Below are 15396 nucleotides of genomic sequence, written 5' to 3' on the forward strand. Positions count from 1 at the left end.
CCATGGCGCCCGCCGATTTGGGGAGGTGTTCATGGCGCGTGATCTGCTTTTGGCGGCTGTCGCCGTCCTGGCCTTGACGGCGGGGGCGGCGAACGCCCAGAACGCCGCGGCCCCGCCCGCCTACGTCGCCGCGGCAGTCGCCGACAAGTCTCGCCCCGCGACCGATTCGGCCCGAGACGCCGATCGACGGCCGATGGACATGCTGGCGTTCGCCGAGGTTGCGCCTGGCCAGACGGTCGGCGACTTGCTGCCCGGCGGCGGCTATTTCACGCGGATCTTCGCCAAGACGGTCGGCAGCGCCGGCAAGGTCTATGCGATCATCACGCCAGCCCAGGCCGAGGCCGCGACACCGCCCGCAATCCGAGCGGTCGCCGCCGACCCCGCCTACGGCAACATCGAAGTCGTGACGACGCCATTCGAGACCCTGGTGTTGCCGACCAAGGCAGACGTGATCTGGACCTCGCAGAATTACCATGACCTGCACGGGACGCGTCCGGGGCGTCCGCCCACTGACGTCGCCAAGGTCAACAAGGCGGTGTTCGACGCTTTGAAGCCCGGCGGTCTGTTCATCGTCCTGGACCACGCGGCCAGCCCTGGCGCGCCGCTCGAGGTCGTCGACACCCTGCACCGGATCGATCCGCAGGTGGTCAAAAGCGAGGTGATCGCCGCAGGATTCACCTTCGACGGCGAGAGCCCGATGCTGCGCAACTCCGCCGACGATCACACCCTGCCGGTGTTCGACCCGAAGATACGCGGCCACACCGATCAGTTCGTCTACCGGTTCCGCAAGCCGAAATAGCCCGTGCGCCAGCGCCTGCGCGGCCTCACGCCGCGCGGGCGCAAGGCGTGGTATTGTGGACAACGGCCATGGGTGGTGCGAAAAGCCCGCGGACGAAAATGCGCCTCTTTTTGTGGGGCCGTCGCGCAACGCCTGCCGGCTTGCGCACGGACGGGGTTCAAGGCTGATGGATTACACTCAGGCGTTCGAGCAAGCGCTGGACCGGATACGCGGCGAGGGCCGCTATCGGGTGTTCGCCGACCTGAAGCGTCATCGCGGTTCCTATCCGCGCGCCACCTGGACGCGCGGCGACGGCTCGGTGCGCGACGTGGTGGTGTGGTGCTCGAATGATTACCTGGGCCAGGGCGAGAACCCTGTGGTCACCGAGGCGATGAAGCGCGCCATCGACGAGGCGGGCGCGGGTTCGGGCGGAACACGCAACATCTCCGGCACGACGCACTACCACGTGGAACTGGAGGCCGAGCTCGCCGACCTGCACGGCAAGCAGGCCGCGCTGCTGTTCACCTCGGGCTACGTGTCGAACGACGCGTCGCTGTCGACGCTGTACCGGATCCTGCCCGGGCTGGAGGTGTTCTCCGACGCCAACAACCACAACTCGATGATCTCGGGCATCCGCAACGGCGGCGGTCCGCGCCACGTGTTTCGGCACAATGACCTGGAGCACCTCGAAGACCTGTTGGCCGCGGCGCCCGAGGGCGCGCCGAAGCTGATCGCCTTCGAGAGCGTCTATTCGATGGACGGCGACATCGCGCCGATGGCGGCGATCGTGGCCCTGGCCAAGAAGTACGGCGCCATGACCTATCTGGACGAGGTCCACGCCGTCGGCATGTACGGGCCGCGCGGCGCCGGCGTCGCCGAGCGCGACGGGGTGATGGACCAGATCGACATCGTCGAGGGCACGCTGGCCAAGGCGTTCGGCGTCATGGGCGGCTACATCGCCGCCGACGCGGTGATCGTCGACGCGATCCGATCGTATGCGCACGGGTTCATCTTCACGACCTCGCTTCCGCCGGCCCTGGCCGCCGGCGCGCTGGCCTCGATCCGTTGGCTGAAGGCGCATGACGAGGTGCGTGTGGCCCATCAGGCGCGCGCGGCTCAGCTCAAGGCGCGTCTCGCCAAGGTCGGCCTGCCGGTGATGGCCTCGCAAAGCCATATCGTGCCGGTGCTGGTGGGCGACGCCATCCACACCAAGGTGATCTCCGACATCCTGCTCGAGGATCACGGGATTTATGTGCAGCCGATCAACTACCCGACGGTGCCGCGCGGAACCGAACGGCTGCGCTTCACGCCGTCGCCGGCGCACACCGAGGCGATGATCGAAGATCTCGCCTGCGCGCTCGAAGCGCTCTGGGTCCGCTGCAACATCGCTCGCGTCGGCGGCGTCGCGGCCTAGGCGCCGCGCCGACGCACGCCGCGTCCCAGGCCGATCTGCTTGGCGAACTCGCTGCGCCGCGCTGCGTAAGCCGGCGCGACCATCGGATAATCGGGCGCGAGGCCCCAGCGCCGGCGATAGTCGTCCGGGCTCATGTCGAATCGCGAGCGCAGATAGCGCTTCAGCATCTTCAGCTTCTTGCCGTCCTCCAGGCAGACGATGAATTCGTGCTGGACGGACTTGCTGATCGGAACCGCGGGCTTCGGCCGTTCCTCTGGGATCGGCGCTTCGGTCTGGCCCAGGCCCTGCAAAGCCTGGTGGACAGTGCGGATCAGTGGAGCGACGCCGTCAGGCGCCACCTGGTTGCGGGTGACGTAGGCGGCGACCACATCGGCGGCCAGCCGCATGAACGACTCGTCCGAAATCGTCTCCGGACCGGATGTCATGCTCATAGGCTCACCTCACCAAAAACGCGGCGCAAACGGACGGGTGGGCGTCGTCGATCACCTCCACCCCCGGCGGAAGCGACAACGATCATGATGCGGCATTGTTCCCGCGACCGTTGGATCGCGGCGCGCTTAAGGGTAAAGAGCGCGCGAACCTCAGCCGAAAGGTCCGCCCGTGACCCTGCACGTCAAAGCCCAATCCTCGGAACAACCCTCGAACGACGCCTTCTTCTCGCAAGGGGTCGCCCAGTCCGACCCGGCCGTGGCCCAGGTTCTGGCCGGCGAACTGCAGCGCCAGCAGGAGCAGATCGAACTGATCGCTTCGGAGAACATCGTCTCGCGCGCGGTGCTCGATGCGCAGGGCTCGGTGCTCACCAACAAGTACGCCGAAGGCTATCCGGGCAAGCGCTACTACGGCGGCTGCGAGATCGTCGACATCGTCGAGACCCTGGCCATCGATCGGGCCAAGCAACTGTTCGGCTGTGAGTACGCCAACGTCCAGCCGCACTCCGGCAGTCAGGCGAATCAGGCGGTGTTCATGGCGACCATGTCGCCGGGCGACACCTTCATGGGCATGAATCTGGACCACGGCGGACACCTGACGCATGGCAAGAGCGTCAACCAGTCGGGCAAGTGGTTCCGGCCGGTGGCCTATGGGGTGCGTCCGCAGGATCACCTGATCGACTACGACCAGGCCGAAGAGACCGCCATGGCCGAACGGCCGAAGGTGATCATCGCCGGCGCCACGGCCTATTCGCGTGAGTTCGACTTCGCCCGGTTCCGCCAGATCGCAGACAAGTGCGGCGCCATCCTGATGGCCGACGTCGCCCACTATGCGGGCCTGATCGTCGCGGGCGAATATCCGAACCCGTTCCCGCACGCGCACATCGTCACCACCACGACGCACAAGACCCTGCGCGGGCCGCGCGGCGCGATGATCCTGACCAACGACAAGAAGCTGGCCCGGAAGATCGATTCGGCCGTGTTCCCCGGCCTGCAAGGCGGACCGCTGATGCACGCCATCGCCGGCAAGGCCGTCGCCTTCGGCGAGGCGCTGCGGCCCGAGTTCAAGGCCTACGCCCAGGCGGTGAAGGCCAACGCCAAGGCCCTGGCCGAGAGCCTGCAGCGCGCCGGGTTCAAGATCGTCTCCAACGGCACCGACAGCCACCTGATGCTTGTCGACCTGACGCCGAAGGGGGTCAGCGGCGCCGACGCGGAGGTGGCCCTGGAGCGCGCGGGCATCACCACCAACAAGAACAACATCCCCAACGACCCGCTGCCGCCTATGCAGACCTCCGGCCTACGGGTCGGCACGCCGGCCGGCACCACGCGCGGTTTCGGCCCGGAGGAATTCCGCCAAGTCGGCCAGTGGATCGGCGAGGTCCTGGACGGAGTCGCGGCCGGCGGCGACAACGCCGCGGTCGAGGCTCGGGTGCACGGCGAGGTTGTGGCGGTCACCAAACGCTTCCCCATCTATGGCTAATAGGGGAAGGTACTCCTAATAGGGGACTGTGGACGCGGAGGGGCCACATCATGCGATGCCCATTCTGCGGACACGCCGAGAGCCAGGTGAAGGACAGCCGTCCGTCGGAAGACGGCGCCTCGATCCGCCGTCGTCGCCTGTGCCCGGAGTGCGGCGGCCGGTTCACCACCTTCGAGCGCGTGCAACTGCGCGAGCTGACGATCGTCAAGCGCAGCGGTCGCCGCACGCCGTTCGATCGCGAGAAGCTGGTCCGCTCGATCTCTATCGCCACGCGCAAGCGTCCCGTCGATCCCGAACGCGTGGAGCGGATGGTCAACGCCATCACCCGCCAGCTTGAGAGCCAGGGCGAAACCGAGCTGCCGTCCAGCGTCGTCGGCGAACTGGTGATGAAATCGCTCAAGGCGCTCGATGACGTCGCCTACGTCCGCTACGCCAGCGTCTATCGCGATTTCCGCGAGACCGAGGATTTCGCGCGGTTCCTCGGTCAAGAAGGGCTCAACGATGGCCCCGAGGATGAGCGCTAGATCGCCGGACGGCCAACAAAGGGTCGTTGAGCGTTGAACCAATCCGTAAGCCACATCACTTTGAAGCTTGCGACGTCGCTGGACGGGCGCATCGCCACGGCGTCTGGCGAGAGTCGCTGGATAACCGGCGCCCAGGCCCGCGAAGTCGTCCACCAGCTGCGCAGCGAGCACGACGCGGTTCTGGTCGGCGTCGAGACGGCGCTGGCCGACGATCCCGACCTGACCGTGCGCCTGGCCGGATGGAGCGGCCGCGCGCCCGCCCGCGTGGTGCTCGACAGCCGCCAGCGATTGCCCGATGGCTGCCGGCTGGTGTCCACGGCGCGTCAGATCCGCACCTACGTGGTCTCCACCACGCCGCCGCAGCCGAGGCTGGTCGCGGCGGGCGTCCGAGTGCTGCAGGTCGATGCGCTGGGCGAGGAACGGCCTGATCTCCATGCTGTAGCAGCGGCGCTGGGCGGCGAGGGACTGAAGCGCTTGTTTGTCGAAGGCGGCGGGCAGGTGGCCGCCAGCTTCCTGCGCTGCGGGCTTGTCGACGCGCTGGAGTGGTTCCGCGCCCCGATGACCCTAGGCGGAGAGGGCCGGCCGGCGGTCGGCGCGCTGGCGCTGACGTCGCTGGCCGATGCGCCGCGCTTTCGCAGGGTTGACGCCGTCGCCCTGGGCGACGACCTGTGGGAACGTTACGAGAGGATCTGAATGTTCACCGGCATCGTCACCGACGTGGGACGCGTGCGCGCCGTGCGCGACACCGACCGCGACCGTAGGTTCGAGATCGAAACCGCCTTCGAGGTGGCCGGCATCGACATCGGCGCCTCGATCAGTCACGCCGGATGCTGCCTGACGGTGGTCGACAAAGGCGACACCTGGTTCGCCGTCGAGGTGTCCGGAGAGACGCTGAGCGCAAGCACCCTGGGAGACTGGACGGAGGGCCGCCCGGTCAATCTGGAACGTGCGGCCAAGGTCGGCGACGAGCTGGGCGGCCACATCGTCTCAGGCCATGTGGACGGCGTGGGCGAGGTGTTGTCGGTGATCGCCGAGGGCGGATCGCGACGCGTGCGCATCCGCGTTCCACGGCCGTTGCACCGCTATATCGCGTCGAAAGGCTCGATCGCCGTCGAAGGCGTGTCGCTGACCGTCAACGAGGTCGAGGACGATGTCTTTGGCGTCAACCTGATTCCGCATACCTGGGAAGTGACGACGCTCGACGCGCTTGCGCCGGGCGTGCGGGTGAACCTCGAGATCGACATGTTGGCCCGCTATCTCGCCCGCTGGCGCGAAACGGCCTAAAGCGTCGCTCGCGCGCGAAGGACCCGAAAGCATGATCGAAGAAAAAATCCGCATCCTCATCGTCGAGGCGCGCTTCTATTCCGACCTGGCCGACGAGCTGCTTAAATCGGCGGTCGATGTGATCACCGCCCATGACGCCGAGTATGAAGTGATCAGCGTGCCGGGCGCACTCGAGATCCCGGGCGCGATCGCCATCGCCGAGGAGGGCGGTCACCGTCCGGCCGGCTTCGCCTACGACGGCTATGTGGCCTTGGGCACGGTAATCCGCGGCGAGACCTATCACTTCGAGATCGTCTCCAACGAATCGGCCCGCGGGTTGATGGAGCTGGCGACCGGCCGGCGCCTGGCGATCGGCAACGGCATCCTGACCGTCGAGGACGAGGCGCAGGCCTGGGCCAGGGCACGCGCCAGCGAGGGCGACAAGGGCGGCGGCGCAGCGCGCGCGGCCCTGGAGATGGTCGCCCTGAAGCGCCGCCTGCTCGGCCAGACCCGATGAACGGCCTGCCGCGACAGGCCCGCTCCGTCGCCAGGCTCGCCGCGGTCCAGGCGCTCTATCAGATGGAGGCCGCCGGCGCGGGCGCCGAGACGGTGATCCGCGAATTCTCCGAGCATCGCTTCGACCGCGACATCGAAGGCGAGGCCATGGCCGGGGCTGACGAAGGATTCTTCGCCGAGCTGGTGCGCGGTGTCGTCGAGAGTCAGTCGGCGGTGGACTCCTCCATCGTCAAACGGCTGGCGCAGAACTGGCGGCTGGAGCGGCTGGACGCCACGGTGCGCGCGATCCTGCGGGCCGGCGCCTTCGAGCTGGCGCATCGTCTGGACGTTCCCACCGAGGTGGTGATCGACGAGTACGTCGAACTGGCCAAGTCGTTCTTCGAGGGCTCCGAGCCTGGGTTCGTCAATGGCGCCCTGGACGCGGTGGCGCAGGATGTCCGCCGCTAGCGAGCGTCCCGACGCGGAATTCGGCGAGATCGCGCGCCTGTTCCGCCCGCTGACCCGCGGCGCGCCCGAGGCCTTCGAGCTGCTCGACGACGCCGCAGCTATTCCCTCGCGCATCGGCTTCGACCTGGTGATCACCAAGGACGCTGTGGTCGAAGGCGTCCACACGCCGGTGGGCGAGGACCCGGCGCTGATCGCGCGCAAGCTGCTGCGCGCCAACCTGTCGGACCTGGCGGCGAAGGCGGCCGAGCCGTTCGGCTACTTCCTCGCGATCGCCTGGCCGAAAGACTACGCAGCGCAGGGGCGAGCGCGCTTCGCCGCGGGCCTGGACCTGGACGGCGCGGCCTTCGATCTGAAGCTGCTGGGCGGCGACACGGTGTCGAGCGCGGGGCCGCTCACCGCCAGCGTGACCATGCTGGGCTGGGTCGCGAACGGGACCATGGTGCGCCGCGCTGGCGCGAAAGCCGGCGACCAGGTGCTGGTGAGCGGCACGATTGGCGACGGTTGGCTGGGGCTGGCTGCGGCGCGGGGCGAGATCGCCGACCCTGACGGTTACCTGGTCGGGCGCTACAGGTTGCCGCAACCGCGCCTGGATCTGCGCCCGCTGTTGCTGGCCCGCGCCAGCGCAGCGGCCGACGTTTCCGACGGGCTGGTGGCTGACGCCGGCCACATCGCCACGGCCAGCGGGCTTGGCGTGCGCCTGGACCTCGATCGCATCCCGCTGTCGCCGCAGGCCGCGTCGTGGCTAGCCGCCCAGCCTGACCGCGCGCGCGGACTGATCGAGCTGGCGACGGGCGGCGACGACTACGAGGTCGTTTGTACGGCCGCACCCCACCAGGCCGAAGGAATGGGCCTGACCCAGATCGGCGAGATGATCGCAGGCACGGGCGTGACGACCTTCGTCGATGGACGGCCGGTTGACGCCGGTCCCGGCGGCTGGCGGCACGGCTGAGTGCGCTGGCGCAAGGTTGCGGAAACCATATGCGGTTTAGCTCCGCAGGATGTTCAGACGCACGCTCCTCGCCGCCGCGCTCGCCTGCGCCACGTCGCCCGCTCTCGCGAGCGAGAAGAAGGAAGCCAAGGTCGAGGTCGGCCAGTACGTCGACCTGTCGCCCGTGGCCCTGCCGATCGTGGTGCGGGGCCAACTGGTCAACTACGTCTTCGTCTATGTGAGGATCAACCTGACCACCGGGGCCAATTCGGTGAAGCTGCGCGAGAAGGAACCGTACTTTCGCGACGCCCTGGTGCGCGCCGGCCATCGCACGCCGTTCACCAAGGCCGACGACTACATGGTGGTCGACGTAGGCCGGCTGACATCGACGCTGCAACGCGAGGCCGTAGCCATCGCCGGGCCCGGCATGGTGCGATCGGTGGTGGTCACGTCGCAGGCGCCGAAGCGACGCACCGGCGTGCCGACGCCGCGCGCGGCGCCCGGACAGTCATGAAAACTGCAATTCCTATGGGGCGTTGCGCCTGCAAGCCAACTTTGGCAGGGTCTGCGCCGTATTGGGATCGGGCCTGACAAAGGCCTGGACTGGGAGTGAATTGAGGGGCCGTCTAAAGCCGGTAGCCGCGTAGAACGGCGATTGGCCCCTCCGTGGAAACGCTAAAGGGGCGCTTTAAACATGAGTCTAACGCTTACGCTGGTGATCGTCGCCGGCTTCCTGGCGGTGCTTTACGGCATCCTCCAGACCGCGAGTTTGTTGCGGGCATCACCCGGCAACGCGCGCATGCAGGAGATCGCGGCGGCCATCCAGGAAGGCGCGCAGGCCTATCTGCGGCGCCAATACACCGCCATCGCCATCGTCGGCGTCGTGGTGCTGATCGCGGTCGCCATCCTGATCGGCCCGTTGGCCGCCGTGGGCTTCGCGATCGGCGCGATCCTGTCGGGTGCGGCGGGCTTCGCTGGGATGCTGATCTCGGTGCGGGCCAATGTGCGCACCGCCCAGGCCGCCAGCGAAAGCCTTGAGCGCGGCCTGTCGCTCGCGTTCCGTTCGGGCGCGGTGACCGGCATGCTGGTGGCGGGCTTCGCCCTAATCGGTGTCGCCGGCTACTACGGCGTGTTGACCGGCCCGCTCGGCCTGGAGAACACCAGCCGTGACGTGGTCGACAGCCTGGTGGCGCTGGGCTTCGGCGCATCGCTGATCTCGATCTTCGCCCGTCTGGGCGGCGGCATCTTCACCAAGGGTGCCGACGTCGGCGGCGACATGGTCGGCAAGGTCGAGGCGGGCATTCCCGAAGACGACCCGCGCAACGCGGCCACCATCGCCGACAACGTGGGCGACAACGTCGGCGACTGCGCCGGCATGGCCGCCGACCTGTTCGAGACCTACGCGGTGACCACGGTCGCCACCATGGTGCTGGCCGCGATCTTCTTCCGCGGCCTGCCGGAAGTCGGCAACATGATGCTGCTGCCGCTGGCGATTTGCGGCGTTTGCATCATCACCTCGATCATCGGCACTTTCTTCGTACGCCTGGGCAAGTCCAAGAACATCATGGGCGCGCTCTATCAGGGCCTGATCGTCACCGGCGTGCTGTCGGTCGCGGCGCTCTATTTCGTCATCACCAAGCTGGTCACCGCGCCGATGACGGTGAACGGCGTCAGCTTCGACGCCATGAGCCTGTTCTGGTGCGGCGTCACCGGTCTGATCGTCACCGCGGCGATCGTGGTGATCACCGAGTACTACACCGGCACAGGGTTCCGGCCTGTGAAGTCGGTCGCCAAGGCCTCTGTGTCGGGGCACGGCACCAACGTCATCCAGGGCCTGGCGATGTCGCTGGAGTCCACCGCTCTGCCGGCGCTGACGATCATCGTCGGCATCATCGTCACCTATAACCTCGCGGGCCTGTTCGGCATCGCCATCGCCACTACCGCCATGCTGTCGCTGGCCGGCTTTATCGTCGCTCTCGACGCCTTTGGCCCGGTCACCGACAACGCCGGCGGCATCGCCGAGATGGCCGGCCTGCCGGCCGACGTTCGCGTCGCCACCGACGCGCTCGACGCGGTTGGCAACACCACCAAGGCGGTCACCAAGGGTTACGCGATCGGTTCGGCGGGCCTGGGCGCCCTGGTGCTGTTCGCGGCCTACACCGAGGATCTGAAGTACTTCTCCACGACGACGGACGTGAACTCGTTCTTCTACGGCCTGGGCCACGTCGCCTTCGACCTGTCGAACCCCTACGTGGTGGTCGGCCTGCTGTTCGGCGGCCTGTTGCCCTTCCTGTTCGGCGGCATGTCGATGACCGCCGTGGGCCGCGCCGCCGAAAGCGTCGTGGAAGAGGTGCGTCGCCAGTTCCGCGAGAACCCGGGCATCATGACGGGCGAGGTGAAGCCCGAGTACGGCCGCGCCGTGGACATCCTCACCAAGGCCGCGATCAAGGAGATGATCGTCCCCTCGCTGCTGCCGGTGTTCTCGCCGATCGTGCTGTTCTTCGTGATCACCGCCATCGCCGGCAAGGTGAACGGCTTCGCCTCCCTGGGCGCGATGCTCATGGGCGTGATCGTCACCGGCCTGTTCGTCGCCATCTCGATGACCTCGGGCGGCGGCGCCTGGGACAACGCCAAGAAGCTGATCGAAGAGGGGCACTACGGCGGCAAGGGATCCGAAGCCCACAAGGCGGCGGTGACCGGCGACACGGTCGGCGATCCCTATAAGGACACCGCGGGCCCCGCGGTGAACCCGATGATCAAGATCACCAACATCGTCGCCCTGCTGCTGCTGGCGATGCTGGCGCACGGCGTCATCGGCTGATCCGGCCGCCGCAAGGCCGAACACACAAGCGCCCCGCGGAGCGATCCGCGGGGCGTCTTTCGTTTCGTCTGGGTGGCGGTGCGTTTAGCGGTTGTCGCCAGGGCGGGTGCCCGGGACGCCGTCGTCGTCGTCGCGCGGCAGCATGCCGCCGGCGCCTACGTTGCCCAGCAACTGCTCCAGGATGGTCATCTCGCGGCCGCGGGTCGGCGTCTCGCGGCCGTTGAAGGCGATGACCTTGCCGTCCTTCAGAGTGAAATTGTCGACCGCCTCCACCGCCTCGCTGTCTTTGTTGAAGGTGATGGCGGTGATGTTGCGGGCGGTGACCTGCGGGCGGCGGAACGCGACCCGAGCCTTGGTCTGATTGATGTAGTACCAGACGTTCGGATCGAAGGTGGACTGGATCGATGGCGACCCCAGCTTGGTGCGCACGGTGGATTTGGTGTCGGTCCCGGCCTTCACGTCCTTCGGATTGGCGTCGATCGCCTGGAAGCCGGAATAGCTGGTGATCGGCGCGCACGCCGTCGCAGCAAGCAGGCTGGCGGCGAGCACGGCGTAGGCGGCGCGTCGAAACATCGGACAGGGGACCCGGTTCATTTACTGTGAGACTTTGACCTATCGCCCGCCGCCGCTTAGTTCAATGCCGCCTTAGCCCTGGGCTCGGGCGAAAACGAGGCTCAAACCGCCGCATGCTCCTGGAACGCTTCTTCCGGCCTAGGTCGGCGACCGCCGCCGGCCGTGCGCTGTACGCCGCCGCCGTGGCGCGTTCGCGCAATCCCGCGCTCTATGGGGCCCTGGCCGCACCCGACACCGTCGAGGGCCGGTTCGAGATCTACACCCTGCACGTGGTGCTGCTGCTGGATCGCCTCCGCGGGCAGGGGGCCGCGGCCTCCGACGTCTCCCAGGCGCTGTTCGACACCTATGTGAAGGCGCTGGACCATGCTTTGCGCGAGATGGGAGTCGGCGACCTGTCGGTGGGCAAGAAGATGCGCCGGCTGGGCGAAGCCTTCTACGGTCGGGTGAAGTCATACGCCGCGGCGTTCGAGATCCTGCCGGATGTAGAGCCGTTGCGCGCACTGCTCGTCCGCACCGTCTACGCCGAGGCCGAGGATGCGCCGGTGGATGCGCTGATCGCCCACGTGCTCGCCGAGCGCGATGCGCTGCTCGCGCGGCCGACCGAATCGCTGATCGCCGGCGATGCTGGCTGGGCCGCCCCGTGACCGCCGCCTGGTCGGGGATGATGCGCCTGGGCGAGCTGTCGCAGGGTCCGCGCACCGTGGTCCTCGAACCCGACGCCGAGCAGCGTGCGCAGATCGCCCGCCAGATCGACGTGGTCAGCCTGCCAGCCCTGCGCGTCGAGCTGGAGGTCCGCCCCTGGCTGGACGGCGCCGAGATCATCGGCCGCTTCCAGGCGCAGGTGGAGCAGACCTGCGGGGTCACCCTGGAGGATTTCGAACAGCCGCTGTCTGGGGCCTTCGAGGTCCAGGTGGTGCCAGCCGGCAGCCCGCACGCGCCGGACGAGGATTCCGAGATGGAGCTGGACCTCGAGGCGCCGGATCCGCCGGACGTCCTGGCCGGCGACGCCATCGACCTGGCGGCCTATGTGTTCGAGCACCTCGCGCTGGAGGTGGATCCGTTTCCGCGAAAGCCGGGCGTGAACTTCGAGTTCGACGCCGGACCGGAAGACGACTCGCCCTTCGCTGTGCTCAAACGGCTGCAGGATCCAAAGGGATAGGCCTATCTATTTGGAAAATCATGGTTCGCGGGCGAGCTTGCATCGAGCCGGTCGCATTGTATCGTCCCGCAGGACAGGCGGCGAGGTCGCTGAGGGGGGATTTTGGGCGACGTCTTGAGCCAATCCCTGGTGATATCGGTCGACGCCATGGGCGGAGACCACGGTCCGCCGGTGACGGCGCCGGCAGTGGCCCGCGCGGCCACTTCGATGGGCCCCCATGTCCGCTTCCTGCTGCACGGAGACGAAGCGCGGCTGAAGGCCGAGCTTGCTCGGCTGCCTACATTGGCCGCCCGTTGCGAAGTGCGTCACGCCGACCGCGTCATCGCCATGGACGAGAAGCCTGCCCAGGCCCTGCGCCGCGGCAAAGGCACCTCGATGTGGAACGCCGTCGAGGCAGTGAAAACAGGCGAGGCCACGGCCGCGGTCTCTGCCGGCAACACCGGCGCGCTGATGGCGATCTCAAAGCTGATCCTGCGGATGAGCGCCGACCTCGACCGCCCGCCGCTGGTCGTCGGCTGGCCCAGCGTGCGTGGGGTGACCACCTTCTTGGACGTGGGCGCCAACGTCGACTGCGACGCCGAGCGGCTGGTGGAGTTCGCGATCCTAGGCGAGGCCTACCACCGCGCTGCGCACGGCGTGGCGCGCCCGACCATCGGCCTGCTGAACGTCGGCTCCGAGGAGATGAAGGGCCACGGCGAGGTCCGCGAGGCCCATCGCATCCTGCGCGAGGGCCGGCTGGACATGAACTACCACGGCTTCGTGGAGGGCGACGACCTGACCCGCGGCGTGGTCGATGTGATCGTCACTGACGGGTTCACCGGCAACGTGGCCTTGAAGACCGCCGAGGGCGCGGCGCGGTTCATCAAGGACGAGCTGCGCGCGGCGCTGACCTCGGGCGTCATGGCGAGTGCGGGCGCGTTCCTGGCGCAGGGCGCCCTGCGCAGACTGAGCGAGCGGCTCAATCCGCCGCCGGCCGCGCCGCTGCTGGGCCTCAACGGCATCGTCGTGAAGTGCCACGGCGGCGCGAGCGAGCGCGACTTCGCCCTGGCGCTGCGGGTCGCAGCCGATCTGGCGCAAAGCGACTTCGCGGCCGAGATCGAAAGGAATATGGGAAAGCTCCCGGCCGCCATGGCTGAGTCCCATCCTGCGCCCGGCGATGGAGCCAGTACTTGAACACTGTAACGCGTAGCGTGGTCACCGGCGTGGGTGGCTATCTTCCCGATGAGGTGGTCACCAACGACGACCTCGCCAAGTTCGTCGACACCACCGACGACTGGATCGTCGAGCGCACTGGCATCCACGCCCGCCATCGCGCGGCGCCAGAGCAGGCGGTCTCCGACCTGGCGCTGGTGGCGGCCCAGCGGGCCCTGGCGGCGGCGGGGCGCACCGCTGCGGAGGTCGACCTGATTGTCGTCGGCACCACCACGCCCGATCTGACCTTTCCCGCCACCGCCACCATCGTGCAGCGCAAACTGGGCGCGCCGATCGGCGTCGCCTTCGATGTGCAGGCGGTATGCTCGGGCTTCGTCTATGCGCTCTCGGTGGCCGACGGCTTCGTGGCGCGGGGCCGCAGTCGCTGCGCCCTGGTGATTGGGGCCGAGACCATGACCCGGCTGATGGACTGGACGGACCGCGGCACCTGCGTGTTGTTCGGCGATGGCGCCGGCGCGGTGGTGCTGGAGCCCGGCGAAGGCAAGGGCGACACCAACGATCGAGGCCTGCTGGGATTTGCCTTGCGCGCTGACGGGACCAAGCAGGATCTGCTCTACGTCGACGGCGGCGTGTCGACGAGCGGCGACATCGGCAAGCTGCGAATGCAGGGCAACCAGGTGTTCCGCCACGCGGTGGTGAATATCTCCGAGGCCGTGCTGGCCGCCGCCGCCGACGCTGGCGTGGATGTTGCCGACGTCGACTGGTTCATCCCCCACCAGGCGAACCAGCGGATCCTGGAGGGTGTGGCCAAGCGCCTGGGCATCGATCCCGCCAAGGTGGTGTCCACAGTGGCCACCCACGCCAACACCTCGGCCGCCTCGATTCCGCTGGCCATGGACCAGGCGATCGCCGACGGCCGGATCAAGCCAGGACAACTCTTGCTGCTCGAGGCGATGGGCGGTGGGCTGACCTGGGGCGCGTGCGTGGTCCGCCTTTAGGCGACCGGCCAATGCGCAGCTAGAAGTCTTTGACCTGATGCGACATTCACGTCAGAAAGAGGCGGACGAGAGTCCGGGGCAGGGGCGAGAATGAAGGGCGCGACAGTAACGCGGGCCGACCTGTGCGAGGCGGTCCATGAAGAAGTGGGCCTTACCCGCCAGGATTGCGGTGAACTGGTCGAGCGGGTGCTCGAACTGATGACCCAGGCCCTGGAAAAGGGCGAACAGGTCAAGCTTTCCGGATTCGGCGTATTCCAGGTCCGCGCCAAGCGCGCGCGCATGGGCCGCAATCCCAAGACCGGCGAGCCGGCGGCGATCGAACCCCGGCGCGTGATCGGCTTCCGCGCCTCCCAGGTCATGAAGGCGCGGGTCGACCGCGCCCTGTTGCGGTGAGGGCGCTCTAGCGCGTGGCCAAGGGCCCGGACGCCTTTCGGACGATATCCGAGGCTGCCGAAGAGCTGAACGTGCCCCAGCACGTGCTGCGATTCTGGGAGACCAAGTTCTCATTCATCCGCCCGATGAAGCGGGCCGGCGGCCGACGCTTCTACCGGCCGCAGGACGTCGCCATCCTGCGCGGCGTGCGCCGTCTGCTCTATGAGGACGGCTACACCATCAAGGGCGTGCAGCGGCTGCACCGCGAGGAGGGGCTGAAGCGCCTCGCCGCCGCCGGGCAGGGTGAGGCCGCGCCCTTGGCGTCTGCTGAAATGATTCTCGACCTTGAGGCCACGCCTGGCGAGGCGTTGGACGCCGGCTCGCGCGCACGCCTGAGCGAGGCGCTGGGGGCGCTGGAAGCGGCGCAGGCCAGGCTCGACGCCCTGCTGCGGCGCTGAGGCTGAGGACGCCCGCCCGTTTTAGCATTGCCGCGTTTTGCGCCCCTGCCTATAAGGGCCGGCCTCGCACAGAGGTGTCGGAGCG

At 68.0% G+C, this 15396-nt stretch carries 19 protein-coding genes; 17 read left to right on the plus strand and 2 right to left on the minus strand.

Translation table 11 applies throughout. The annotated features are described in order from the left end of the window. Positions 1–31 precede the first annotated feature (31 nt). Both Q8R27_RS00265 and hemA read left to right on the plus strand, forming a co-directional pair. Positions 32–799 carry a class I SAM-dependent methyltransferase gene (locus tag Q8R27_RS00265; RefSeq protein ID WP_305697125.1) on the plus strand — a complete coding sequence of 256 codons (768 nt, stop codon included), beginning with the start codon at positions 32–34 and terminating at the stop codon, positions 797–799. A 166-nt stretch (positions 800–965) separates the two neighbouring features. Next, the gene (gene hemA, locus Q8R27_RS00270) at positions 966–2192 is read left to right on the plus strand and encodes a 5-aminolevulinate synthase (protein ID WP_305697126.1); all 1227 of its coding nucleotides are present in this window, start codon (positions 966–968) and stop codon (positions 2190–2192) included. Here hemA and Q8R27_RS00275 read toward each other — a convergent pair. Then, entirely contained in the window at positions 2189–2623 is a 435-nt protein-coding gene (locus Q8R27_RS00275; RefSeq protein ID WP_305697127.1) for a MucR family transcriptional regulator, read from the minus strand. The two genes, hemA and Q8R27_RS00275, sit on opposite strands and share 4 nt — an antisense overlap. 169 nt (positions 2624–2792) lie before the next feature. Between Q8R27_RS00275 and glyA the strand changes: the two genes are divergently transcribed. The 9 genes from glyA to Q8R27_RS00320 all read left to right on the plus strand — a co-directional run bounded on the left by glyA (position 2793) and on the right by Q8R27_RS00320 (position 10599). Further along, positions 2793–4100, plus strand: coding sequence for a serine hydroxymethyltransferase (glyA, locus tag Q8R27_RS00280; protein ID WP_371134624.1), 1308 nt, complete (start codon positions 2793–2795; stop codon positions 4098–4100). A gap of 50 nt (positions 4101–4150) precedes the next feature. Continuing rightward, positions 4151–4624 carry a transcriptional regulator NrdR gene (nrdR, locus tag Q8R27_RS00285; RefSeq protein WP_305697128.1) on the plus strand — a complete coding sequence of 158 codons (474 nt, stop codon included), beginning with the start codon at positions 4151–4153 and terminating at the stop codon, positions 4622–4624. A 33-nt stretch (positions 4625–4657) separates the two neighbouring features. After that, positions 4658–5317, plus strand: coding sequence for a RibD family protein (locus Q8R27_RS00290; protein WP_305697129.1), 660 nt, complete (start codon positions 4658–4660; stop codon positions 5315–5317). Then, positions 5318–5908 (plus strand): riboflavin synthase, encoded by a 591-nt coding sequence (locus Q8R27_RS00295; RefSeq protein ID WP_305697130.1) that lies wholly within the window; start codon positions 5318–5320, stop codon positions 5906–5908. Positions 5909–5939: 31 nt separating this feature from the next. Beyond that, the gene (ribH, locus tag Q8R27_RS00300) at positions 5940–6404 is read left to right on the plus strand and encodes a 6,7-dimethyl-8-ribityllumazine synthase (protein ID WP_305597102.1); all 465 of its coding nucleotides are present in this window, start codon (positions 5940–5942) and stop codon (positions 6402–6404) included. Beyond that, on the plus strand, positions 6401–6850 hold the full coding sequence (gene nusB, locus Q8R27_RS00305) for a transcription antitermination factor NusB (protein WP_305697131.1): 450 nt from the start codon (positions 6401–6403) through the stop codon (positions 6848–6850). The genes ribH and nusB overlap by 4 nt, the downstream gene beginning before the upstream one ends. Further along, positions 6810–7799: a thiamine-phosphate kinase gene (gene thiL / locus Q8R27_RS00310; protein ID WP_371134625.1), complete on the plus strand. Its 990-nt coding sequence runs from the start codon at positions 6810–6812 to the stop codon at positions 7797–7799. Before nusB ends, thiL begins: the two co-directional genes overlap by 41 nt. Before the next feature lie 49 nt (positions 7800–7848). Beyond that, positions 7849–8292 carry a hypothetical protein gene (locus tag Q8R27_RS00315; RefSeq protein WP_305697133.1) on the plus strand — a complete coding sequence of 148 codons (444 nt, stop codon included), beginning with the start codon at positions 7849–7851 and terminating at the stop codon, positions 8290–8292. 180 nt (positions 8293–8472) lie between these two features. Further along, entirely contained in the window at positions 8473–10599 is a 2127-nt protein-coding gene (locus Q8R27_RS00320; protein WP_305697134.1) for a sodium-translocating pyrophosphatase, read from the plus strand. 84 nt (positions 10600–10683) lie between these two features. On the opposite strand, the gene Q8R27_RS00325 is transcribed toward Q8R27_RS00320, so the two are convergent. Continuing rightward, positions 10684–11172, minus strand: coding sequence for an outer membrane protein assembly factor BamE (locus Q8R27_RS00325; RefSeq protein ID WP_305697135.1), 489 nt, complete (start codon positions 11170–11172; stop codon positions 10684–10686). A gap of 113 nt (positions 11173–11285) precedes the next feature. On the opposite strand from Q8R27_RS00325, the gene Q8R27_RS00330 reads away from it, so the two are divergent. From Q8R27_RS00330 to Q8R27_RS00355, 6 genes are all read left to right on the plus strand, one after another. Beyond that, positions 11286–11816: a ubiquinol-cytochrome C chaperone family protein gene (locus tag Q8R27_RS00330; protein WP_305697136.1), complete on the plus strand. Its 531-nt coding sequence runs from the start codon at positions 11286–11288 to the stop codon at positions 11814–11816. Continuing rightward, positions 11813–12331, plus strand: a complete 519-nt coding sequence (locus tag Q8R27_RS00335) for a DUF177 domain-containing protein (protein WP_305697137.1) — start codon at positions 11813–11815, stop codon at positions 12329–12331. The genes Q8R27_RS00330 and Q8R27_RS00335 overlap by 4 nt, the downstream gene beginning before the upstream one ends. Positions 12332–12445: 114 nt before the next feature. Then, complete coding sequence (gene plsX / locus Q8R27_RS00340) at positions 12446–13504, plus strand: phosphate acyltransferase PlsX (RefSeq protein WP_305697138.1); 1059 nt, start codon at positions 12446–12448, stop codon at positions 13502–13504. After that, positions 13501–14481 (plus strand): beta-ketoacyl-ACP synthase III, encoded by a 981-nt coding sequence (locus tag Q8R27_RS00345; protein ID WP_305697139.1) that lies wholly within the window; start codon positions 13501–13503, stop codon positions 14479–14481. Before plsX ends, Q8R27_RS00345 begins: the two co-directional genes overlap by 4 nt. A gap of 90 nt (positions 14482–14571) precedes the next feature. After that, complete coding sequence (locus Q8R27_RS00350; RefSeq protein ID WP_305597118.1) at positions 14572–14874, plus strand: integration host factor subunit alpha; 303 nt, start codon at positions 14572–14574, stop codon at positions 14872–14874. 14 nt (positions 14875–14888) lie between these two features. Then, entirely contained in the window at positions 14889–15311 is a 423-nt protein-coding gene (locus tag Q8R27_RS00355) for a MerR family transcriptional regulator (protein ID WP_305697140.1), read from the plus strand. Positions 15312–15396: the final 85 nt, after the last annotated feature.

The organism is Phenylobacterium sp. (genome assembly GCF_030697305.1).
GTDB lineage: Bacteria > Pseudomonadota > Alphaproteobacteria > Caulobacterales > Caulobacteraceae > Phenylobacterium.